Origin of the sequence: Streptomyces sp. NPDC055962 (genome assembly GCF_042270185.1) — a bacterium.
In the GTDB taxonomy this organism is placed as follows: Bacteria; Actinomycetota; Actinomycetes; order Streptomycetales; family Streptomycetaceae; genus Streptomyces.
The window spans coordinates 237,843-259,452 of record NZ_JBHJYN010000001.1; the positions used below are offsets into that span (position 1 = coordinate 237,843).

Consider the following 21,610-nt stretch of genomic DNA (forward strand, 5'->3'; position numbering starts at 1 on the left):
GGGGATGCGGACGGACGCCCGGCGGAGCCGGGTCCGTTACGGCGCCGAGTGGCGCACGACCAGTTCGGTGGGCAGCACGACCGGTCCGTCCGGTACGGCGGTGCCGCCGAGGTGGGAGAGCAGCAGGCGGGCCGCCGCCACACCCATCTGCCGGGTGGGCTGGTGCACGGTGGTCAGCGGCGGTTCGGTGTGTTCGGCCATCGGGATGTCGTCGAAGCCGACCACCGCGATGTCGTCGGGTACGCGGCGGCCGGCGGCTCTCAGGGCCCGCAGGACCCCGGCCGCACTGATGTCGTTGAGGGCGAAGACGGAGTCGAACTCGGTTCCGGCCGCCAGGAGTTCCTCCACGACGAGACGGCCGCGGCGTTCGGTGAAGTCCCCGTCCACGACCAGGTCCGTGGGCAGGACCGAACGGAAGCCCGCCAGCCGGTCGCGGACGCAGCCGAAGTGCTGCGGGCCGGTGACGACCAGGGGCCTGGTGCGCCCCGCCGCTCGCAGATGGCGGGCGGCGGACGCGCCCCCCTCGTGATTGGTGGTCACGACGGAGGGGAATTCGGGATGGTGCCCCCGGTCGTCGATCAGCACGATCGGCAGTCCGGAGCGGTGCAGTTCGGTGAGCTGGTCGAGCGTGTTCTCCGGTTCGACGACGACGAGCCCGTCGAAGGCGCGCGCCGACACCTGGGTGGTGAAGCGCTTGACGGACTCCGCTCCCCGGGTGCACGTGAAGAGCAGCAGCCCGTAGTCGGCGGCCTCGACCGTGTCGACGATCCCCTGGAGCACCTCACCCATCCACGGCCAGGTGAACGAGGGCACCAGCAGCCCGACCGTACGGCTGCGGCCACGCGCCAGTCCGACGGCGCCGGAGCTGGGTACGTAACCGAGGTTCGCGATCACTTCACGAACACGGGCGGCCGTCGAACCGTCCACTTCTCCCTTGAGGTTGATGACCCGGGACACGGTCGTCTTGCTGACGCCGGCCTCACGGGCGACATCGGCGATGGTGACACGCAACGGGGCCTCCGGGGACAAGGCAGGACAGGGGGTCGGTCGGGGTTCGGTACCGGTTCCGGAACCGGTACCGGCGTTGCGGCTGGAGTTAACCCCGCCGGAACAGAGGCGTCAATACTTCACACCGAGATTGGTCCGTACCGATGCTGGAAGCAGCTCCGACAAGGCTTGCGTTCACCTCTTGAACGAACGGTCCTCTTGACGTGGGCACGTAAGAGCAGTTCACTCACGGCTCGTTCGACGGCACTTCACCCCCACTCTGCCGAGAAAGGCAGCAGCCATGATTCGGACCAGCAGGACGGCGAGAGTCCTCGTCGCGACGGCGCTCGCGACCGCGGGACTGGCCGGGCTCTCCTCGGGCACCGCGCAGGCGGCCGGCGAGACCGTGAACATCGTGCTGACCACCACGGACGACTCCGGCGGCCGCCATGTCACACGCGGCCTCCAGGCGCAGACACCGGTCGCCTTCGGCGCGGGCAACGGCGGCTCCGGCACGAACATCACGGTCGACGAGAACACCCGCTACCAGACCTTCACCGGAGGCGGTGCCTCGTTCACGGACACGGCGGCCTGGCTGATGAAGGGCAGCGGGGCACTGAGCCAGGCGACCCGGGACGCGACGATGAAGAAGCTCTTCTCGCCCACCGAGGGCATCGGGCTGTCGTTCGTACGCAATCCGATGGGCGGATCCGACCTCGCACGGTTCGGCTACACCTACGACGACATGCCGGCGGGACAGAGCGACCCGAATCTTGCCAACTTCTCGATCGCACACGATCTGCAGGACGTGCTGCCGCTCACCAAGCAGGCCGAGCAGCTCAACCCGGCGCTCACGACGGTCGCCTCCCCGTGGACGGCCCCGGCGTGGATGAAGGACAACGGACAGCTCAACGGCGGCTGGCTGAAGGCCGAGAACTACGGCGCCTACGCGAACTACTTCGTGAAGTACCTCCAGGCGTGGAAGGCCCAGGGCGTCCCGGTCGACTACGTCACCGCGCAGAACGAGCCGACCTGCTGCTCCGGGTACCCGTCGATGAGCTGGAACGGCTCGGGGCTGGCCTACTTCACCAAGAGCGAGCTGCTGCCGAAGCTCCAGGCAGCGGGCCTGGCGACCAAGGTGCTGGCGCACGACTGGAACTGGGACTCCTACGACGCCTACGCCGCCCCGACCGTCGACGACGCGGCGGTGCGCAGCCACCCGAACTTCGGCGGGATCGCCTGGCACGGCTACGGCGGCGACATCGCGAAGCAGACGGCCGTGCACGACCGGTACCCGCAGCTGGACGCCTTCCAGACCGAGCACTCGGGCGGCACCTGGATCGCCGACCAGCAGCGCGAGGACATGCTCAACATCATCGACTACACCCGCAACTGGGCGAAGTCGGTCACCAAGTGGTCGCTCGCGGTCGATCAGAACAGGGGTCCGCACAACGGGGGTTGCGGCACCTGCGACGGCCTGGTCACCGTGCACAACGGGGACAGCCGGCACGGCCAGGTCGACTACACGATCGAGTACTACACGATGGGCCACCTGACGAAATACGTCCGGCCCGGAGCCGCCCGCATCGCCTCGACCGGCAGCTCCGCGGTGCCCAACGTGGCCTGGCGCAACCCGGACGGCTCGAAGGCCCTGATCGCTTACAACGGCGCGGCGTCGGCGCAGCAGGTGACCGTCAACTGGGGCGGGCAGAAGTTCACCTACTCCCTGCCCGGCCGCACCTCGGCGACGTTCACCTGGTCGGGCACCCAGTCGGGCTCCCCGGGCAGCAGCGGCGCGCTCACCGGCGTCGGCGGCAGGTGCCTGGACGCCACGGGCAACACGGGGGCCGACGGGACCCCGGTCCAGATCTGGGACTGCACCGGCGCGGCCAACCAGCGCTGGACGGTCGGCCCGGACGGCTCCGTCAAGGTGCTGGGCGCCTGCCTCGACGTCACCTCGGGCTCCACGGCCGACGGAGCAAAGGTCCAGCTGTACACCTGCAACGGCTCCGGCGCACAGCGGTGGACGTACAACTCCTCGACGGGGGACGTGGTCAACACGGCGGCGGACAAGTGCCTCGACGTGATCGGCCCGTCCTCGGCGAACGGCACCCGCGTCCAGATATGGACCTGCACGGGGGCCGCCAACCAGAAGTGGCGCCTCCAGTAGGAGGACGCCCCGGGCTCCGGTCCCGGCGGGACACGCGACGGCGGTCGCGTGTCCCGCCGGGACCGGGCGGGCTTCGGCGGGGCCGGCGGCCCGGGGCCGGGTCCGCGGTTCCCCGGCGCCGTCCTAGTCGGTGGGCTCCACGCCGGCCCGCAGCAGGCCGTAGGTGTACGCGTCCTCCAGCGCCTGCCAGGACGCCGCGATGACGTTCTCGGCGACGCCGACCGTCGCCCAGTCCCCCGTGCCGTCACCCGTGGTGATCAGGACGCGGGTGGTGGAGTCGGTGCCGGTCCGGCCCTCCAGGATGCGGACCTTGTAGTCGATCAGCTCCAGCTTGGCCAGCTGCGGGTAGATCCGCTCCAGGCCGACGCGCAGGGCCCGGTCCAGGGCGTTGACCGGGCCGTTGCCCTCGGCGGTGGCGACGATCCGCTCGCCCTTGGCCCAGAGCTTCACGGTCGCCTCGTTGGCATGGGTGCCGTCGGGGCGGTCCTCGACGATCGCCCGCCAGGACTCGACACGGAAGTAGCGGCGGGGCCTGCCGTCGACCTCGGCGCGGAGCAGCAGCTCGAAGGAGGCGTCGGCCGCCTCGTAGGTGTAGCCCTTGAGCTCACGCTCCTTGACCCGCTCGACGACGCGCCCGACGAGCGCGCGGTCGTCGCCCAGGTCGATGCCGAGCTCCTTGCCCTTGAGCTCGATCGAGGCCCTGCCGGCCATGTCGGAGACGAGCATCCGCATGGTGTTGCCGACGCGCTCCGGGTCGATGTGCTGGTAGAGGTCGGGGTCGACCTTGATCGCGGAGGCGTGCAGACCGGCCTTGTGCGCGAACGCGGAGACGCCCACGTACGGCTGATGGGTCGAGGGCGTGAGGTTGACGACCTCGGCGATGGCGTGGGAGATCCGGGTCATGTCGGCGAGCGCGCCCTCGTGCAGGACGGTCTTGCCGTACTTCAGCTCCAGCGCGGCGACGACGGGGAAGAGGTTGGCGTTGCCGACCCGCTCCCCGTAGCCGTTGGCGGTGCACTGCACATGGGTGGCACCGGCGTCGACGGCGGCCAGGGTGTTGGCGACGGCGCAGCCCGTGTCGTCCTGGGCGTGGATGCCGATCCGTGCGCCGGTGTCGGCGAGGACGGTCGAGACGACGGCCTGGACCTGGGCCGGGAGCATCCCGCCGTTGGTGTCGCAGAGGATGACGACATCGGCGCCGGCCTCGTGGGCGGTGCGCACGACCGCCTTGGCGTACTCCGGATTCGCGCGGTAGCCGTCGAAGAAGTGCTCGCAGTCGACGAAGACCCGCCGGCCCTGCTCCCGGAGGTGGGAGACGGTGTCGCGGACCATCTCCAGGTTCTCCTCGAGGGTGGTGCGCAGCGCCAGTTCCACATGGCGGTCGTGGGACTTGGCGACCAGGGTGATCACCGGGGCGCCGGACTCCAGGAGCGCCTGCACCTGCGGGTCCTCGGCGGCCTTGCCGCCCGCCCTGCGCGTGGCGCCGAACGCGACGAGCTGCGCGTGCTCGAAGGCGATCTCCTGCCGGGCGCGCGCGAAGAACTCGGTGTCACGGGGGTTGGCGCCGGGCCATCCTCCCTCGATGAAGCCCACGCCGAAGTCGTCCAGATGCCGGGCAATGGTCAGCTTGTCCGCGACCGTCAGGTTGATGCCTTCACGCTGCGCACCGTCGCGCAGGGTGGTGTCGAAGACATGGAAGGTGTCGTCGGGGGCCGTGGCCTTGGTGGTCATGCTGATCTGACTCCTGTCGGGTGAGCGGATCCGGACGAATCGGCTCCACTTGCCCCCATCATCTCGCGTGCCTCGCCTCGGCCGTGGTGTGGGCCGGAAAACGAAAAAACCCCTCGCGGGTGCGAGAGGTCTGCGCGCGGGTCTGGGGCACGATGTCCGTTCCGTACGTGGTGGTACGGGACGGTCACTGCGGACCGGCGCGCCTGCTGCCGATAATCATGGCGAACGAGGACACGCACGCAGTCTGGCACAGGGCCGTTCCCACGTCTCCGGCCGTCTCAGGATGCGGGCGTGACGTCCGTCGCGGCGGGGGGTGCGAGCGTCTCGTCGGCGTACGCGCGCATCTCGTCCAGCACCTGCTCCCGCCCGGTGCCGGGGATCCCGACGGTGACGTGGACGCTGAACCCGTCCATCAGGGCCCGCAGGCGGGTCGCGGCCCGGTCCGTGTCGACGGCGGCGAACTCGCCGCGTGCGATGCCGTCGGCCAGCAGCTCCGTCAGGTCGCGGTGCCAGGCGTGCTCGATCGCCGCCTGCCGGGCGCGGGCGTCGTCGGCGGCGTCCTGCGAGCGGTTCCAGACCTCCAGCCAGAGCGTCCAGTGCGGGTCGCGGTGGCCGTCGGGCACGTACAGCGCGACGTAGGCGTCGAGCCGCTCCCGGGCGGTGCCGGGGCCGGCGAGCAGGGCCCTGCGCTCCGCGCCGAGGCGCGCCTCGCTCCACTCCAGGGTCTGCAGCAGCAGCTCGTCCTTGGTGCGGAAGTAGTAGAGGAGGTGCCCGCTGCTCATCTGCACCTCGCGGCCCAGCCCCGCCATGGTCAGCCCGTCGAGCCCGCTCTCGGCGACGGTGGCCATGACGGCGGCGAGCACGTCCTCCCTCGGCGGGGCGATGTTGCGACGGCGCGGGGTTCGGGTCACGGGTCTCAGGTCCTGGGCTGTTGCTGCGTGATGCAGTGGATGCCTCCACCGCCAGCAAAGATCGTACGGGCGTCGACGGGTGCCACCGTACGGTCGGGGAACAGGTCGCCGAAGACGGCGGCCGCCTCCTCGTCCCTCGGGTCGTCGAAGGCGCAGAGGACCACTCCGCCGTTGCAGAGGTAGTGGTTGATGTAGGAGTAGTCGGCCCATTCCCCGTCGGCGTCCCGGAGGACGGTCGGCGCCGGTATCTCCACCACCTCCAGTCGTCGGCCCCGGGCGTCGGTGGCGGCCCGCAGGATCCGGACCGCCTCCCGGGTGATCTCGTGGTCCGGGTGGGAGGGGTCGGGCTGGACGTGGGCGACGACGACCCCGGGACGGGCGAAGGCGGCGACGATGTCGACGTGGCCGAGGGTGCCGTAGGTGCCGTAGTCCCCCGCCAGGCCCCGTGGCAGCCAGATCGCCTTCTCGGTGCCGAGACGGGCGTGGATCTCGTCCTCGACGGCCCGCCTGCTCCAGCCGGGGTTGCGCTCCTCGCCCAGCTGGACGGTCTCGGTGAGCAGCACGGTGCCCTCGCCGTCCACGTGGATCGCGCCGCCCTCGTTGACCAGCGGCGAGCTGTGCACGGGCACCCCGGCCAGCTCCGCGACACCGCGGGCGATGTGCCGGTCGTGCTCCCAGCGCGCCCAGCCCTGGGCGCCCCAGCCGTTGAACGTCCAGTCGACGGCGGCGAGTCGCCCGCTGTCGTCGTCGACGACGAAGGTCGGTCCGATGTCCCGCATCCAGGCGTCGTCGAGGGGGCGTACCGCCGTCTCGACGTCCGGGCCGAGGAGCGCCCGGGCGCTGTCCTCCTGGCCGGGTCCGACGACCATCGTGACCGGCTCGAAGCGGCGGACGGCGTGGGCGACGGAGGCCCAGGCGGCGCGGGCCTCGTCGAGCTCGGCGTCGGTGGCGAAGGTGGGGTTGGGGCCGGGCCAGGCCATCCAGGTGCGCTCGTGCGGTGCCCACTCGGGCGGCATGCGGAAGGTCATCGCGGGTCCTAGAGGAAGTAGAGGCGGTTGAGGGAGACGGACTCGGCGGCCGGTGAGCGCAGGGGGTCGCCGTCGAGGGTGACGAGCCCGGTCTCGCCGTCGACGCCGACCTGTCCGGTACGGGAGTTGAGACGCAGATCGGCCGGGCCGATGCCGCGCGTCCCGCGGACGGCGACCCGCCGGCGGCGGGTGGGCATCAGGTCGGAGCCGAGCTGGGTGGCGGCCTCCGCGACGAAGGCGACGGAGAGATCGGCGGGCGTCGCCCCGTACGCGCCGAACTGCGGCCCGAGGATCAGGGGTTCGCAGGTGTCCGTGGCGGCGTTGGGGTCACCGGTGACCCCGTAGGCGGGAAAGCCGGCCTTGAGGACGAGCTGGGGCTTCGCACCGAAGAACTCGGGCCGCCAGAGGACGATGTCGGCGAGCTTCCCCGTCTCGATCGAACCGACCTCGTGGGAGATGCCGTGGGCGATGGCGGGGTTGATGGTGAGCTTGGCCATGTAGCGCAGTACCCGGGCGTTGTCGTCGCCGGGGCCGTCGCCCTCCAGGGGGCCGAGCTCGGCCTTCATCTTCGCGGCCATGGCGAAGGTGCGGCGGACGGTCTCGCCCGCCCGGCCCATGCCCTGTGCGTCGGACGAGGTGATGCCGATGGCGCCCAGGTCGTGCAGCACGTCCTCGGCCCCCATCGTCCCGGCCCTGATCCGGTCACGGGCCATGGCCGCGTCACCGGGGAGGTCGGTCTTGAGGTCGTGGACGGAGACGATCATGCCGTAGTGCTCGGCGACGGCGTCCCGGCCGAAGGGGAGCGTCGGGTTGGTGGAGGAGCCGATGACGTGGGGGACGCCCGCCATCTTCAGCACGTTGGGGACGTGCCCGCCGCCGCAGCCCTCGATGTGGAAGGCGTGGATCGTGCGGCCTTCGAGCACGCTCAGGGTGTCCTCGACGGAGAGGCACTCGTTGAGCCCGTCGCTGTGCAGGGCCACCTGGACGTCGTACTCCTCGGCGACCCGCAGGGCGGTGTCCAGGGCGCGGGTGTGGGCGCCCATGTCCTCGTGGACCTTGAAGCCGCAGGCGCCGCCCTCGGCGAGCGCCTCGACCAGCGGGGCCTCGTGGGAGGACGAACCCCGGCCCAGGAAGCCGATGTTGACGGGCCAGGCGTCGAAGGCGTTGAAGGCGTGACGCAGCGCCCACGGGGAGTTGACGCCGACGCCCCAGACCGGGCCGAACTCCTGGCCGATGATCGTGGTGACGCCGGAGGCGAGGGACGCCTCCATGATGCGCGGGGAGAGCAGGTGGACATGGGGGTCCACCGCACCCGCCGTCGCGATCAGACCCTCGCCCGAGACGATGGTCGTGCCGGTGCCGACGACCACGTCGACGCCGTCGAGGGTGTCCGGGTTCCCGGCCCTCCCGATCGCGGCGATACGGCCCTCCCGGATCCCGACCGAGACCTTCCGGATCCCCAGCACGGCATCGATGACCAGCACGTTGCTGATGACGACGTCGCAGGTGTCCCGGACCGCCGCCGCCTTGAGGTGCAGGCCGTCGCGGGCCGTCTTGCCGAACCCGGCGAGGAACTCGTCGCCCGGCTTCTGGGAGTCGGACTCCACGCGTACGGTCAGCCCGGAGTCACCGAGCCTGACCCGGTCGCCCGCGCGCGGCCCGTGGACGGAGGCGTACTCGTAGGGATCCATCAGTTCTCCTCCGCTCCGAGGTAGCCGCAGGCCGCCGCCCTGCGCAGCGCCTCCTCCTTCGCGCCCGGCGCGTCCAGGGGCCCGTCGACGAGCCCGGCGAAACCGATCGCGATCCGGTCGCCGCCGATGGGCACGAGCGCCGTCTCGGCGGTCTCCCCCGGGCCGAAGCGGACGGAGGACCCGGCCGGCACGCCCAGCCGCATCCCGTACGCCGCGGAGCGGTCGAAGTCGAGCCGCGGGTTGGCCTCGAAGAAGTGGAAATGGGACGTGACGCTGACCGGGACGGTCGCGGTGTTGCGGACGGTGAGCCGTACGGCGGGCTCCGGCGCGGGCGCCGCGGGCCCGGGGAGCAGCGCTCCGGGGGCCTCGTCGCCGAGCGTGCCGCCCGCGAGGGGGTCGCTGACGACCGCGAGACGGGAACCGTCGTCGAAGACGGCCTCCACGTGGACCTCCGTGACGACGTCGGCCACGCCGGGCAGCACGTCGTCGGGCCCCAGCACGGCGCGGGCGGCCTCGATCGCCTCGGCCAGCCTCCGTCCGTCCCTGGCCGCCTCGCAGACGGTGTCCGCGATCAGGGCCGTGGCCTCGGGGACGTTGAGCCGCAGGCCCCGGGCGCGCCGCGCCCGGGCCAGTTCGGCGGCGCCGAAGAGCAGCAGCCGGTCGCGTTCGGTCGGGGTCAGTCGCACGTACACGCACCTCCTGGTTCGAGCGCCACTCTAACCACGTTTCGAGCGGCGCTCAAAACCCGGGGCGTGCGGACAGCGGGGCGCGGAACGCCGAAGGCCGCGCCCCCGGCGAGGGGGCGCGGCCTTCGTGGGCGGGAGCGGTGACTAGCCGAGCTCGTGCATCCAGCCGTGGGTGTCCTCGGCGATGCCACGCTGGATGTCCAGCAGGCGCTCGCGCAGCTTGAGGGTGACCTCGCCGGGGGTGCCGTCGCCCTGGGTCCACTGGCCGTCCGCGGACTTCACGGTGCCGACGGGGGTGATCACAGCGGCCGTGCCGCAGGCGAAGACCTCCGTGAGGGTGCCGTTCTCGGTGTCGGCGCGCCACTGGTCGATGGAGACGCGGCCCTCCTCGGAGGCGTATCCGAGGTCGCGGGCGACGGTGAGGAGGGAGTCACGGGTGACGCCGGCCAGCAGCGAACCGGTGAGGGAGGGGGTGACGATCCGCTTGCTGCCGTCCTCCTGCCCGTACACGAAGTAGAGGTTCATGCCGCCCAGCTCCTCGACCCACTTGTGCTCGACGGCGTCGAGGTAGGCGACCTGGTCGCAGCCCTGCTCGGCGGCCTCGGCCTGGGCCAGGAGGGAGGCGGCGTAGTTCCCGCCGGTCTTGGCGTCGCCCATGCCGCCGGGCACGGCGCGGACCCGGTCCTGGGAGAGCCAGATGGAGACCGGCTTCACACCGCCGGGGAAGTAGGCGCCGGCGGGAGAGGCGATGACGAGGAAGAGGTACTCGTTGGCGGGACGGACACCGAGTCCGACCTCGGCGGCGATCATGAACGGGCGCAGGTAGAGGGACTCCTCGCCGCCGTGCGCCGGAACCCAGGCCTGGTCCTGCCGGACCAGCACGTCACAGGCCTCGATGAAGGTCTCGGCCGGCAGCTCGGGCATCGCGAGCCGGGCCGCGGAGCGCTGGAAGCGGGCGGCGTTGGCCTCCGGGCGGAAGGTGGCGACCGTGCCGTCGGGCTGCCGGTAGGCCTTGAGGCCCTCGAAGATCTCCTGCGCGTAGTGCAGGGTCATGTTGGCCGGGTCCATCGAGAGCGGCCCGTAGGGCACGAGCTGGGCGTCGTGCCAGCCGCGTCCCTCGGTCCAGCGGATCGTCACCATGTGGTCGGTGAAGTAACGGCCGAAGCCGGGGCTCACCAGGATCGCCTCGCGCTCCGCGTCGGACAGCGGGGTAGAGGAGGGCTTGAGCTCGATCGTGGGCGTCGTCATGAGTGCGTGTCCTTCACCGGTCTTGTGTGTGAGGGACCGCGCTCACGCCCGCTCCCGCCCGGCGGCTGCCCGGCAGGTTGTAGGACGTCCGAGCTCTACCGCGAGCCGCGGTCCCGTTCGATTATCTCCCGGGGGCGGCTCTGCACGAAATGACGCGATTGCGGTGGAGCGCGAGGGCGACGCGAAAACGCGGTCCAGGGGTCGATGGTGGCACCCGGAGACCGCGAGGTGAAGCCGCCGGGTGCGGTTGCGACCCGGCGGCTTCGAAGTGGAGACGTCGGGTCAGCTCGCTACGCGTACCGCGAGCGCGTCGCCGATCTCGTCGGTGGTGCGTGCGTTCTGCCCGTCACGCTCCGCGAGGTCGGCGGAGACGGCCTCCTCGATGCGCACGGCCTCGGCCTCGTAGCCGAGGTGGCGCAGCAGGAGGGCGACGGAGAGGATCGTGGCGGTCGGGTCCGCCTTGCCCTGGCCCGCGATGTCGGGCGCGGTGCCGTGCACCGGCTCGAACATGGACGGGAAGGCGCCCGTCGGGTTGATGTTGCCGGAGGCGGCCAGGCCGATGCCGCCGGTCACGGCAGCGGCGAGGTCGGTGAGGATGTCACCGAAGAGGTTGTCGGTGACGATGACGTCGAAGCGCTCCGGCTGCGTCACGAAGAAGATCGTCGCGGCATCGACGTGCAGGTAGTCGGTGGTGACCTCGGGGAACTCCGCCGCGACCTTGTCGAAGGTGTTCTTCCACAGGTGGCCGGCGTGCACGAGCACGTTGTTCTTGTGGACCAGCGTCAGCTTCTTGCGCGGGCGGTCGGCGGCCCGCGCGAAGGCGTCGCGCACGACGCGCTCGACACCGTAGGCGGTGTTGACGCTGACCTCGGTCGCGACCTCGTGCTCCGTGCCGGTGCGCAGGGAACCGCCGTTGCCCGTGTACGGACCCTCGGTGCCCTCGCGGACGACGACGAAGTCGATCTCGGGACGGCCGGCCAGCGGGGTCGCCGTGTTCGGGAAGAGCTTCGACGGCCGCAGGTTGATGAAGTGGTCGAAGGCGAAGCGGAGCTTCAGCAGCAGCCCGCGCTCCAGCACGCCCGACGGGACCGACGGGTCACCGATGGCGCCGAGCAGGATGGCGTCGTGGCCCTTGAGGGCTTCGAGCTCCGCATCGGGAAGGGTCTCACCGGTGCGGTGCCATCGCTGGGCGCCGAGGTCGTACTCCTTGGTCTCCAGCTTCACATCCTGCGGGAGAACAGCGTTGAGAACCTTGAGGCCCTGGGTGACGACCTCCTGGCCGATACCGTCGCCAGGGATCACTGCGAGATCGATGCTGCGAGACATGAAGGCACCTTAGCTTCTGTCCCACCCCATGACATTCAACGTCCACGATGCGGACGCCGTACGGTCCGCCCGGGACCGTTCGCCACGGGGTGGGATACGTCCTCAGTGCCCCGTGGAACCGCCGTTGTCCCGGCGGTCGAGGGCCCGCTGCAGTGCGGCGGCGGCGTTCTTGCGCTCCGACTCGGCGGGGCGGGGGGTGTGACGGACGCGGCGGACAGTGGTCTCGGCCATGGGGGATCGACTCCTTGGGATCGCGTGGATTTCGGGATCGGGACTTCGCACGACGGCTGTCGAGATCGGGATGTCGGGGGCGCCTGAGGGGCGGGGAGCGGATGCCGCAGGGGTTGCCTGCTTCGGGCACGCTCACGCACGCCGGTCGCTGGATCAGCGATTCGTTCGGCTCCTACAAAGCTAGGACAGCCAGAGCCATCTGTCTCTACAGATACTCGGACTTCCTACTATCTGAGACGGCCACACGGACGGACCCCGCCGGCGAAGGGCGGCGCAGGGGACGGCGAGGGGCGCCGGCGCCTCAGAGATCCACGGTGAGCTGCGCCTCGATGTGGGCGCGCAGCACACCCGCCATGTCGGCCGTGCCGTCGCTGAGCAGCCACTGCACCTGGAGTCCGTCCATCAGGGCGATCAGCTGCCGCCCGGCGTCGCCGGGCGCGATCCCCGGCCGCAGTGCGCCCTCCAGGCGCACCTGCTCGTAGGCGAGCTGGGCGCCGGCGACGGAGTTCTCGTAGCGGCGCACGAAGTACCCGTGGGCGGGGTGGTCGGCCGCCGTCGCCTCGGTGGAGACCACCGAGAACAGCTCGACGATCCCCCGCCGGGCCGAGTTCAGCTCGGCCAGTTCGGCGAACCGGCGCAGCCGCCGCACACCCGTGGTGCCGCCGAGCGAGAGCCACTCGTCGTCCACGTCGTCCCGGTGTTCGAGCACCGCGAGCAGCAGCGCCTCCTTGGTCGGGAAGTGGTGCAGCAGTCCGGTGTGCGAGATGCCGCAGCGGGTGGCGATCACCCGCAGTGACGCACCCCGGTAGCCGGCCTCGCCGAACAGGGACATGGCCTGCTCGAGGATCTCGCGCCGCTTCGCACGGCCCTTCGCGTAGCCGCGCCTCGTCTCGGCGGTCACTCGCCACTCTCCCGGTCCGCCGGCATCGGTCCGCCCGGCACTTCGGTGCATCGGATTCCCATTCGGCCCCCCGGCGGATTCCGCCCCCGGAGATTCGATTCCCGGAGATACTTACCAGGTGGTCGGTATTGACTCTATGGTGAAGGCGAACCGTGTCGCGAAAGGACCCCCCGTGTCCCCCTCCCTGCCCTACCTCGACCCCGCGCTCCCCGTGGCGGAGCGGGTCGCCGATCTCCTGGGGCGCATGACGCTGCCCGAGAAGGTCGGCCAGATGCTCCAGCTGAACGCGAAGGAAGGGGTGCGGCACTTCGTCGAGGACCTGCACGTGGGGTCGATCCTGCACACCTCGCCCGAGCGGGTCCTGGAGGCCGCCGAGCTGACCGACCGGTCCCGGCTGCGCATCCCGCTGCTGGTCGCGGAGGACTGCATCCACGGGCACTCCTTCTGGGAGGGCGCCACGATCTACCCCACCCAGCTCGGCATGGCCGCCACCTGGGACGCGGAGCTGGTGGAGCGGATCGCGCGGGCCACCGCCGTGGAGGTCGCGGCGACCGGCGTGCACTGGACGTTCTCGCCGGTGCTCTGCATCACCCGGGACCTGCGCTGGGGCCGGGTCAGCGAGACGTTCGGCGAGGACCCCCATCTGATCGGGGAGCTCGCCTCGGCCATGGTGCGCGGGTACCAGGGCGACGGCCTGGCCGACCCGACCGCGGTCCTGGCCTCGGCCAAGCACTTCGCGGGGTACTCCGAGACGCAGGGCGGCCGTGACGCCAGCGAGGCGGACATCTCCCGGCGCAAGCTGCGGTCCTGGTTCCTGCCGCCGTTCGAGCGGGTCGCCAAGGAGGGCTGCCGGACGTTCATGCTCGGCTACCAGTCCATGGACGGCGTCCCGATCACGGTGAACGACTGGCTGCTCAACGACGTGCTGCGCGAGGAGTGGGGCTACACCGGGACGCTGGTGACCGACTGGGACAACGTCGGCCGCATGGTGTGGGAGCAGAAGGTGTACGCCGACTACGCGCAGGCCGCCGCGGCGGCGGTCCGCGCCGGCAACGACATGGTGATGGCGACCGAGGGGTTCTTCGAAGGGGCCCTGGAAGCGGTCGGGAACGGCACGCTGGGCGAGGCCGAGATCGACGCGGCCGTGCGCCGGGTCCTCACGCTCAAGTTCGAGCTCGGCCTGTTCGAGGACCCGCGCCGCCCCGACGCCGCCCGCCAGGCCGGGATCATCGGCAGCGCCGGGCACGCCGCGCTGAACCTGGAGGCCGCCCGGCGCTCGCTGGTGCTGCTGACCAACGACGGCACGCTGCCGCTGGCCGGCGGTCTCACCGCGGGCGACGACGGGCGGGCCACCGGGGCACCCGGTCCCCGTACCGTCGCGGTGATCGGGCCGAACGCGGACGACGCGCAGACCCAGCTGGGCGACTGGGCCGGCTCGTCGGGCCAGGTGGACTGGCTCCCGGACGGTCAGCCGCGCGCCATGATCCGCACCGTCCTCGACGGCTTCCGCGAGCACGCGCCCGCCGACTGGACGGTCTCGTACGCGCGGGGCGCCAGGATCCTCGGTGTGGGCGCGGACCCGGAGGGGCAGTTCTTCCCCGACGGACAGCCCCGCCCCGAGGTGGTCGTCCCCGCCGAACCGGACGCCGCACTGATCGGCGAGGCGGTCGCCGCAGCGGAGGCCGCCGACTACGTCGTCGCCGTGGTCGGGGACCGTATCGAGCTGGTCGGCGAGGGCAAGTCCACCGCCACCCTGGAGCTCGTCGGCGACCAGGTCGCGCTGCTCGACGCGCTCGCCGCGACCGGCAAGCCGCTCGTCGTCGTGGTCATCAGCTCGAAGCCCCTGGTGCTCCCGCCGTCCGCCCTCGGCGCGGCCGCGGTCCTGCACGCCTTCAACCCGGGCATGCAGGGCGGCCGGGCGGTGGCCGAGGTCCTGCTGGGCCTCGTCGAGCCGTCGGGCCGGCTGCCCCTCTCCTTCGCCCGGCACGCGGGCCAGCAGCCGACGTACTACAACCAGATCCGGGGCCAGCACGGCTCCCGGTACGCCGACCTGACCCAGCGTCCGGCGTTCGTCTTCGGTGAGGGTCTGAGCTACACGGACGTGGAGTACTCCGGCCTGGAGATGCTCACCACGAGCGTCGGGGAGAACGACACCCTGCGGGCACGCGTCACCGTCCGCAACACCGGCGCACGGCCGGCCCTGGAGACGGTGCAGGTGTACGTCAGCGACACCGTGACGTCCGTGACGTGGGCCGAGAAGGAGCTCAAGACCTACCGGCAGGTGACGCTCGCGCCCGGCGAGTCCCGCGAGGTGGTGCTCGAACTGCCGGTCTCCGAGTGCACCCTCGTGGACGCGGCGGGCCGGCGGGTCGTCGAGCCGGGGGCCTTCGAGCTGCTCGTCGGGCCGTCCTCCGCCGACGAGCGCCTCCTGCGGGCCGGCTTCACCGTGAAGGGCTGAGGCTTCGGAGCGCAGGGCTGAGGCTTCGGAGCGCAGGGCCGAGGCGTCGGAGCGCAGGGCTGAGACCGCACCGTCAGGAGCCGGGGCCTCCCCGTCGGCGGCCGAGGTCGCGCGGGACCCCGGAATGGAAACCGCCTCCCGGCCGGCGGGGGGAGCCGGTCGGGAGGCGGTGGTCGGGCGGGGCGCCTCTGCGGGCGCCCCGGAGGGCGGTCAGCCCTGGTGGGGGTAGGTGTACTCGGTCGGCGGGACCAGCGTCTCCTTGATGGCGCGGGTCAGCGTCCAGCGCTGCAGGTTCTGCGGGGCGCCCGCCTTGTCGTTGGTGCCGGAGCCACGGCCGCCGCCGAAGGGCTGCTGGCCGACGACGGCGCCGGTCGACTTGTCGTTGATGTAGAAGTTGCCCGCCGCGTAGCGGAGCTTCTCCATCGTGTACGCGGCCGCCGCACGGTCGTTGGAGATGACGGCGCCGGTCAGCGCGTAGTCGGACACCGACTCCATCTGCTCCAGCATGGCGTCGTACTTCTCGTCCTCGTAGACGTGGACGGCGAGGATCGGGCCGAAGTACTCGGTGGTGAAGACCTCGTTGGCCGGGTCGTCGCAGACGACGACCGTCGGGCGGACGAAGTAGCCGACGGAGTCGTCGTACGTGCCGCCCGCGACGATCGTGCAGGTCGGGTCGGCGGCGGCACGGTCGATCGCCGCCTTGTTCTTCGCGAACGAACGCGCGTCGATGACGGCACCCATGAAGTGCGACAGGTCGGTGACGTCACCCATGGTGATGCCGTCGACCTCGGCCGCGAACTCCTCCTTGAACCCGGAGTTCCAGATGGAGGCCGGGATGTAGGCGCGGGAGGACGCGGAGCACTTCTGGCCCTGGTACTCGAAGGAGCCGCGGGTCAGCGCGGTCTTCAGCACGGCGCGGTCGGCGCTGGGGTGCGCGACGACGAAGTCCTTGCCACCGGTCTCGCCGACCAGGCGGGGGTAGGTGCGGTAGTTGGCGATGTTGTTGCCGACCGTCTTCCACAGGTGCTGGAAGGTGGGGGTCGAACCGGTGAAGTGGACACCGGCCAGGTCGCGGTGGTTCAGCGCCACCTCGGAGACGGCGATGCCGTCGCCGGTGACCAGGTTGATGACGCCCTTGGGCAGCCCGGCCTCCTCCAGCAGCTGCATCAGCAGCACGGCGGCGTGGGTCTGCGTCGGGGACGGCTTCCACACCACGACGTTGCCCATGAGGGCGGGCGCGGTCGGCAGGTTGGCCGCGATGGCCGAGAAGTTGAACGGCGTGATCGCGTAGACGAAGCCCTCGAGCGGGCGGTGGTCCATGCGGTTCCACACGCCGGGGGAGTTCGCCGGCGGCTGCTCCGCGAGGATCTGGCGCGCGTAGTGCACGTTGAAGCGCCAGAAGTCGACGAGCTCGCAGGGGCAGTCGATCTCGGCCTGCTGAGCGGTCTTGCCCTGGCCCAGCATCGTGGAGGCGGCCAGCGTCTCGCGCCAGGGGCCGGACAGCAGCTCGGCGGCGCGCAGGATGATGGCGGCGCGGTCGTCGAAGGACATGGCGCGCCAGGCCGGAGCGGCGGCGAGCGCCGCGTCGACGGCGTCCTGGGCGTCCTGCTCGGTGGCACCGGCGAAGGTGCCGATGACGGCCTTGTGGTTGTGCGGCTGCACGACGTCGACACGCTCGCCGCCGCCCATGCGCTTCTCGCCGCCGATGGTCATCGGCAGGTCGATCGGGTTCTCGCCGAGCTCCTTGAGCTTCGCCTCCAGGCGGGCCCGCTCGGCGGTGCCGGGGGCGTAGGAGTGGACCGGCTCGTTGACCGGCGCGGGGACCTGGGTGACAGCGTCCATGAGTGCCTTGTCTCCTTGGTTGAGGTGGGTGGTCGGCCGGGCAGGTCAGCCCTGGTTCAGCCCTGTGGTCCGGACCCTCGGTCCAGCCGGTGGCTCAGCCCTTGGTGAGGACGGAGCGGCCGAAGAACAGCAGGTTGGCCGGCTTCTCCGCGAGACGGCGCATGAAATATCCGTACCAGTCGGTGCCGTACGCCGTGTAGACGCGCATCCGGTGGCCCTCGGCCGCGAGCCGGACGTGCTCCTCGCTGCGGATGCCGTACAGCATCTGGAACTCGTACTCGTCCAGTTTGCGCCCGGCCTGGCGTGCGAGCTCCTGGCCGATGGCGATGAGACGGGGATCGTGAGAGCCGATCATCGGGTAGCCCTCGCCCAGCATCAGGGTCTTCAGGATGCGGACGTACGCCTTGTCGATCTCCGGCTTGCTCTGGTACGCGACCGAGGCGGGCTCCTTGTAGGCGCCCTTCACCAGACGGACCCGGCTGCCCGCGGCGGCGAGGCGCCTGGCGTCGGCCTCGGTGCGGAACAGGTAGGACTGGATCACGCAGCCGGTCTGCGGGAAGTCCTTCCGCAGCTCCTCGTGGATGGCGAACATCGAGTCCAGCGTGGTGTGGTCCTCGGCGTCCAGCGTGACGGTGGTGCCGATCGCGGCGGCGGCCTCGACGACGGGGCGCACGTTGGCGAGGGCCAGCTCGTGACCGCCCTCCAGCGCCTGGCCGAACATCGAGAGCTTGACGGACATCTCGGCCCGGGCGCCGAGCCCGAGCTCCTTCAGACGGCCGACGAGCTCCAGGTAGGCGTCGCGCGCGGCGGCGGCCTGCTCGGGGGTGGTGATGTCCTCACCCACGACGTCCAGGGTGACCTCGAGGCCCTTGGAGGCCGCGTCCTCGATGACGGGGACGACCTGGTCGACGCTCTCACCGGCGATGAAGCGGTCGACGACCTGCTTGGTGCCGGGCGCGGCCGAGATGAAACGACGCATCTTGTCGCTGCGGGACGCGGCGAGAATCACGGGACCCAGCACGGGGCACCTCCACGGAGTACGAACGAGGCCGGACCGGTACGCAGGGGAACGGACCGGGACGGCACGGAGAACCACTGTGAAATCTAGGTACCCCCGCGATCCCGTGCCATCGACAGCTGTCACGCATCCGTGCGCCGGATCTCAGACATATGTCTGAAGGGGTGCGAGAATGGCGGGGTGAAGGGCGATTACCAGGAGCTGGTCGACGAGATCTCCGCGCTGCTCAGCGCCCCCGCGACCCTGGAGAACCGCGATTTCGGGCTGGTCGCCTTCGGGGCCCACGACAGCGACGACGACACGGCGATGGACCCCGTCCGTACACGCTCGATCCTGACCCGGCGCTCCACCCCGGCGGTGCGCGCCTGGTTCGAGGGGTTCGGCATCACCCGCGCGACGGGGCCCGTCCGCATCCCGGCCGCCCCGGAGGCCGGGGTCTTCCGTGACCGCATCTGCCTGCCGGTACGCCATCGGGGTGTCGTCCTGGGTTACGTGTGGCTGCTCGACGCGGACCCCCGGCCGACGGACGCACAGCTGACGGCGGCCATGGAGGTGGCTTCCCGCATCGGCGCCCTGCTCGCCGACGAGGAGCGGGCCGGCACGGACCTGTCGCGGGAATTCGGCGCGGTGCTCGTCGCCGGACACGTCTGGCAGCGCGACATGGCGGTGGCCGCGCTGCACGAGGCACTCGGCTCCGGCGCGGACGGGCTGCACACCGTGGTCTGCGTGACCCCCTGGCCGGGCGGGACGCCCTCCGTGCGTACGGTGCCCTCGGCGGCGGCGCTCGCCACGGCCCCCGGGGCAGGCACCCAGGCCCTGGCCGCCCTCGTCAGGCTGCGCTCCCCCGAAGCACTCGATGCGGCGACGACCGCGGCGGAGCGGCTCCGCGCCTCCGCCGGACCCGGTGCCACCGGCGGCCTCGCCGCTCCCCGCCGGGGTCTCGCGGAGCTGGCCGACTCCTGGCACGAGGCGCTGTCCGCCGCCCGCGCGGCCTCGGCGGAAGCCCGCTTCGGCCCGGTCGCCGCATGGCCGGACATCGGCCCGTACCGCATCCTGGCCTCCCTGCCCCGCACCCCGGACGCCGCACCCGACCTTGCCGTACGCCCGCTTCTCGCCCCGGCCCACGCCGAACTGGCCCGTACCGCCGAGGTGTTCCTCGACCGTGCAGGCCAGGCGAGCCGGACCGCCGCCGAGCTGGGCATCCACCGCCAGACGCTCTACTACCGCCTCGCCCGCGTCCAGCAGCTCACCGGCCTCGACCTGAACGACGGCGAGGACCGGCTGCTCCTGCACATGGCGCTGAAAAGGGCCCGGCTGTGAGCGGGCTGAAGGGTCCCCGCCCCGTTGACGATCAGGACGAATCAGGGATCGGCACTCCGATCAGCTGATCTCTCGACCATGCGGCCATCTTCTTGGCATCATCACGTCGTGGCCTCCCCCGTCGGGCACTCGACCGACCGGAGGTGAACGTCCTGTCACCTCTGAAGCAGGGCCGTTGGATGCGGCGTCAACCTCCCGCCTCCACCACGCGGCCTCCCCGTCTCCGGCCTGTCCATTCGAATGCCTTTCTGAACCGAACGCGAGGGGAAATGGTGTGAGCAAGTTTCACGTCAGCCAGATCGAGACCCATGTTCGCGCCCTTTACGAGCCGGAAAACTGGAACGCCGCCCTGGATGACCCGAACAATCTTTCGCGCCTCTTGGCACTTCACTCCGTCCATCTCGTCCTGGGTTCCCCGGAGGAGTCCCAGCCGTTGATCGAGATCACAGACGGAGCCAAGGACCGGGGTATCGATGCCATCGGGGTCGACTCAGCGGCCAAGCTGGTCGTCTTTGTGCAGTCGAAGTGGCGCCAGGACGGTTCGGGATCCATGGCCCTCGGCGATGTCCTGAAGTTCCTGCAGGGCGTAAAATCCCTTCTCGGAATGCGCGCCGATGACGATCTCGCCCATGCTTCCGAAAGCACGAAGACAGCAGTTCGCGATCTCCTGAAGACGCCGGGCGCCCGCATCCGTCTGGTCACGGTCACGACAGCGGGCGATGCGCTTGCACCGGACGTGCAGGAACCCATCACAGAGCTACTGGATCAGCTCAACGACCTGGAAGGGATCGACCCTCTCGCCTCGCACGGCCACTTCGCGCAAGCCGATCTCTTCAATTCGATCTCGGAACAGGTACGACCGACTGTCGACATCGCGTTGCAGATGCTCGACTGGGGCAGGGGGTCCGAACCGCAAAGGATGTACTACGGGCGGGTCAGCGCGGCCGAGATCGCCGGCTGGTTCCGGGACTACGGTGTCGACCTCTTCGCCGAGAACATTCGCGTCGTGATTCCCAGGTCGGACATCAACGACGGAATCCTGCAGACGATCCGCGACGATCCTGAGCGATTCGCCTACTACAACAACGGCATCACCGTTCTGGCCGAGGCGATAGAGATCGGCCCCGGCGGCGCACTGAACCGGGATGTCGGGTTCTTCAAGCTGTCCGGTGCGAGCATCGTCAACGGCGCCCAGACCGTTTCCACTCTGGGGACGGTGCTCACCACAGAACACGAGAAGAATCTGGGCAGCGCCTTCGTTCTCGTACGTTGCATCGAAGTACCCAAGGCCGAGGATGAACTCGGGCGCCGCATAACGAGGTTCGCCAACACCCAGAACGAAGTCTCGAGTCAGGATTTCGCGTTCTTGGACCAGGAGCAGCACCGGCTTGTCCGCGAACTCCAGGTGCTCGGCTACGAGTACCTCCTGCGTTCAGCGGAGCAAGCGAAGTCGAAGGATCCCGAGAAGGTCATCGAGGTACGGCAGGCCGCAGTTGCGCTGGCGTGCGCCTCCAGCAGCGTGAACCACTCGGTGATCGCCAAGCGGGAAGTGTCCCGGCTGTTCTCGGAGTCATCCGTCTACCGCTCCCTCTTCAATCCGAACACGGACCCTCTCAGACTCACGCGGGCTGTGAGGATCACCGTGTCCGTCGACAAGCTGCTCGACAAGATGGAACGGGAGCGCGACGGCGCAGAGGCGGGTATCGCCGTGCACGGCAGGAGAGTCATCGCGCATCTGGTGATGAGGAAACTGGGGGACCACTTCTTGCGAGACCCCAAGAGCGATCTGAATCCCGTTCTGGATGGATTGGACTCGGCGGTCAATAGGTACGTGGCTTCCATGGTCCTGGCGTTTCCGGCCAACGCCTACCCCGGCAACGTGTTCAAGAACCAGGCGCGGGTCGCTGCCCTGATTCGGGACGCCGGGCTGACGTGACACGGACGGGGTGCGCGGATCGGACGCAGCAGCAGGGCCCGCCAAGGAGTCTGGGGGGGGACGGCCCTGAGAGGTGCCCGCACCGGATGACCAAGGCGCAGCAGGATCCATCGCTCCGCGACCGGC

At 70.6% G+C, this 21,610-nt stretch carries 16 protein-coding genes; 4 read left to right on the top strand and 12 right to left on the bottom strand.

The features are described 5' to 3' along the window. Positions 1-36: 36 nt before the first annotated feature. Positions 37-1,011, bottom strand: coding sequence for a LacI family DNA-binding transcriptional regulator (locus tag ACFC51_RS01085; protein WP_376378895.1), 975 nt, complete (start codon positions 1,009-1,011; stop codon positions 37-39). Positions 1,012-1,288: 277 nt separating this feature from the next. On the opposite strand from ACFC51_RS01085, the gene ACFC51_RS01090 reads away from it, so the two are divergent. Continuing rightward, positions 1,289-3,157 (top strand): lectin, encoded by a 1,869-nt coding sequence (locus ACFC51_RS01090; RefSeq protein ID WP_376526356.1) that lies wholly within the window; start codon positions 1,289-1,291, stop codon positions 3,155-3,157. A 123-nt stretch (positions 3,158-3,280) separates the two neighbouring features. Here ACFC51_RS01090 and cimA read toward each other — a convergent pair whose 3' ends face one another. From cimA to ACFC51_RS01135, 9 genes are all read right to left on the bottom strand, one after another. Next, a complete protein-coding gene (gene cimA, locus ACFC51_RS01095; RefSeq protein ID WP_376369194.1) occupies positions 3,281-4,888 on the bottom strand; it encodes a citramalate synthase in 1,608 nt (535 codons plus the stop codon). A gap of 278 nt (positions 4,889-5,166) precedes the next feature. Beyond that, positions 5,167-5,799, bottom strand: a complete 633-nt coding sequence (locus ACFC51_RS01100; RefSeq protein ID WP_376369193.1) for a TetR/AcrR family transcriptional regulator — start codon at positions 5,797-5,799, stop codon at positions 5,167-5,169. A 5-nt stretch (positions 5,800-5,804) separates the two neighbouring features. After that, on the bottom strand, positions 5,805-6,827 hold the full coding sequence (locus ACFC51_RS01105) for an agmatine/peptidylarginine deiminase (RefSeq protein WP_376369192.1): 1,023 nt from the start codon (positions 6,825-6,827) through the stop codon (positions 5,805-5,807). An 8-nt stretch (positions 6,828-6,835) separates the two neighbouring features. Continuing rightward, a complete protein-coding gene (locus tag ACFC51_RS01110) occupies positions 6,836-8,518 on the bottom strand; it encodes an urease subunit alpha (protein WP_376526359.1) in 1,683 nt (560 codons plus the stop codon). Next, positions 8,518-9,204, bottom strand: a complete 687-nt coding sequence (gene ureA, locus ACFC51_RS01115; protein WP_376369190.1) for an urease subunit gamma — start codon at positions 9,202-9,204, stop codon at positions 8,518-8,520. Before ureA ends, ACFC51_RS01110 begins: the two co-directional genes overlap by 1 nt. Before the next feature lie 144 nt (positions 9,205-9,348). Continuing rightward, positions 9,349-10,452, bottom strand: coding sequence for a branched-chain amino acid aminotransferase (locus ACFC51_RS01120; protein ID WP_376369189.1), 1,104 nt, complete (start codon positions 10,450-10,452; stop codon positions 9,349-9,351). A gap of 282 nt (positions 10,453-10,734) precedes the next feature. Next, positions 10,735-11,778 (bottom strand): 3-isopropylmalate dehydrogenase, encoded by a 1,044-nt coding sequence (locus tag ACFC51_RS01125; RefSeq protein WP_376369188.1) that lies wholly within the window; start codon positions 11,776-11,778, stop codon positions 10,735-10,737. A gap of 102 nt (positions 11,779-11,880) precedes the next feature. Then, the gene (locus ACFC51_RS01130) at positions 11,881-12,009 is read right to left on the bottom strand and encodes a hypothetical protein (protein WP_376369187.1); all 129 of its coding nucleotides are present in this window, start codon (positions 12,007-12,009) and stop codon (positions 11,881-11,883) included. A 301-nt stretch (positions 12,010-12,310) separates the two neighbouring features. Continuing rightward, entirely contained in the window at positions 12,311-12,910 is a 600-nt protein-coding gene (locus ACFC51_RS01135; protein WP_376369186.1) for a TetR/AcrR family transcriptional regulator, read from the bottom strand. Positions 12,911-13,046: 136 nt separating this feature from the next. On the opposite strand from ACFC51_RS01135, the gene ACFC51_RS01140 reads away from it, so the two are divergent. Then, positions 13,047-15,368, top strand: coding sequence for a glycoside hydrolase family 3 N-terminal domain-containing protein (locus tag ACFC51_RS01140; protein ID WP_376369185.1), 2,322 nt, complete (start codon positions 13,047-13,049; stop codon positions 15,366-15,368). Positions 15,369-15,578: 210 nt separating this feature from the next. Here ACFC51_RS01140 and pruA read toward each other — a convergent pair whose 3' ends face one another. Together pruA and ACFC51_RS01150 are read right to left on the bottom strand one after the other, a co-directional pair. Further along, complete coding sequence (pruA, locus tag ACFC51_RS01145) at positions 15,579-17,210, bottom strand: L-glutamate gamma-semialdehyde dehydrogenase (protein ID WP_376369184.1); 1,632 nt, start codon at positions 17,208-17,210, stop codon at positions 15,579-15,581. Between the two features lie 94 nt (positions 17,211-17,304). Beyond that, positions 17,305-18,231 carry a proline dehydrogenase family protein gene (locus tag ACFC51_RS01150; protein WP_329233143.1) on the bottom strand — a complete coding sequence of 309 codons (927 nt, stop codon included), beginning with the start codon at positions 18,229-18,231 and terminating at the stop codon, positions 17,305-17,307. A gap of 177 nt (positions 18,232-18,408) precedes the next feature. Here ACFC51_RS01150 and ACFC51_RS01155 point away from each other — a divergent pair, with 177 nt between their 5' ends. Continuing rightward, positions 18,409-19,548, top strand: a complete 1,140-nt coding sequence (locus ACFC51_RS01155) for a PucR family transcriptional regulator (protein WP_376526361.1) — start codon at positions 18,409-18,411, stop codon at positions 19,546-19,548. Positions 19,549-19,822: 274 nt separating this feature from the next. After that, positions 19,823-21,484 (top strand): AIPR family protein, encoded by a 1,662-nt coding sequence (locus ACFC51_RS01160; RefSeq protein WP_376526364.1) that lies wholly within the window; start codon positions 19,823-19,825, stop codon positions 21,482-21,484. Positions 21,485-21,610 lie beyond the last annotated feature (126 nt).

What these genes read in the sequence shown, in the direction of transcription:
- ACFC51_RS01120 (WP_376369189.1), bottom strand. Translation starts at nt 10,452, where the DNA reads ATGACGACGCCCACGATCGAGCTCAAGCCCTCCTCTACCCCGCTGTCC.
- pruA (WP_376369184.1), bottom strand. Translation starts at nt 17,210, where the DNA reads ATGGACGCTGTCACCCAGGTCCCCGCGCCGGTCAACGAGCCGGTCCAC.
- ACFC51_RS01125 (WP_376369188.1), bottom strand. Translation starts at nt 11,778, where the DNA reads ATGTCTCGCAGCATCGATCTCGCAGTGATCCCTGGCGACGGTATCGGC.
- ACFC51_RS01090 (WP_376526356.1), top strand. Translation starts at nt 1,289, where the DNA reads ATGATTCGGACCAGCAGGACGGCGAGAGTCCTCGTCGCGACGGCGCTC.
- ACFC51_RS01130 (WP_376369187.1), bottom strand. Translation starts at nt 12,009, where the DNA reads ATGGCCGAGACCACTGTCCGCCGCGTCCGTCACACCCCCCGCCCCGCC.
- ACFC51_RS01105 (WP_376369192.1), bottom strand. Translation starts at nt 6,827, where the DNA reads ATGACCTTCCGCATGCCGCCCGAGTGGGCACCGCACGAGCGCACCTGG.
- ACFC51_RS01140 (WP_376369185.1), top strand. Translation starts at nt 13,047, where the DNA reads ATGGTGAAGGCGAACCGTGTCGCGAAAGGACCCCCCGTGTCCCCCTCC.
- ACFC51_RS01110 (WP_376526359.1), bottom strand. Translation starts at nt 8,518, where the DNA reads ATGGATCCCTACGAGTACGCCTCCGTCCACGGGCCGCGCGCGGGCGAC.
- cimA (WP_376369194.1), bottom strand. Translation starts at nt 4,888, where the DNA reads ATGACCACCAAGGCCACGGCCCCCGACGACACCTTCCATGTCTTCGAC.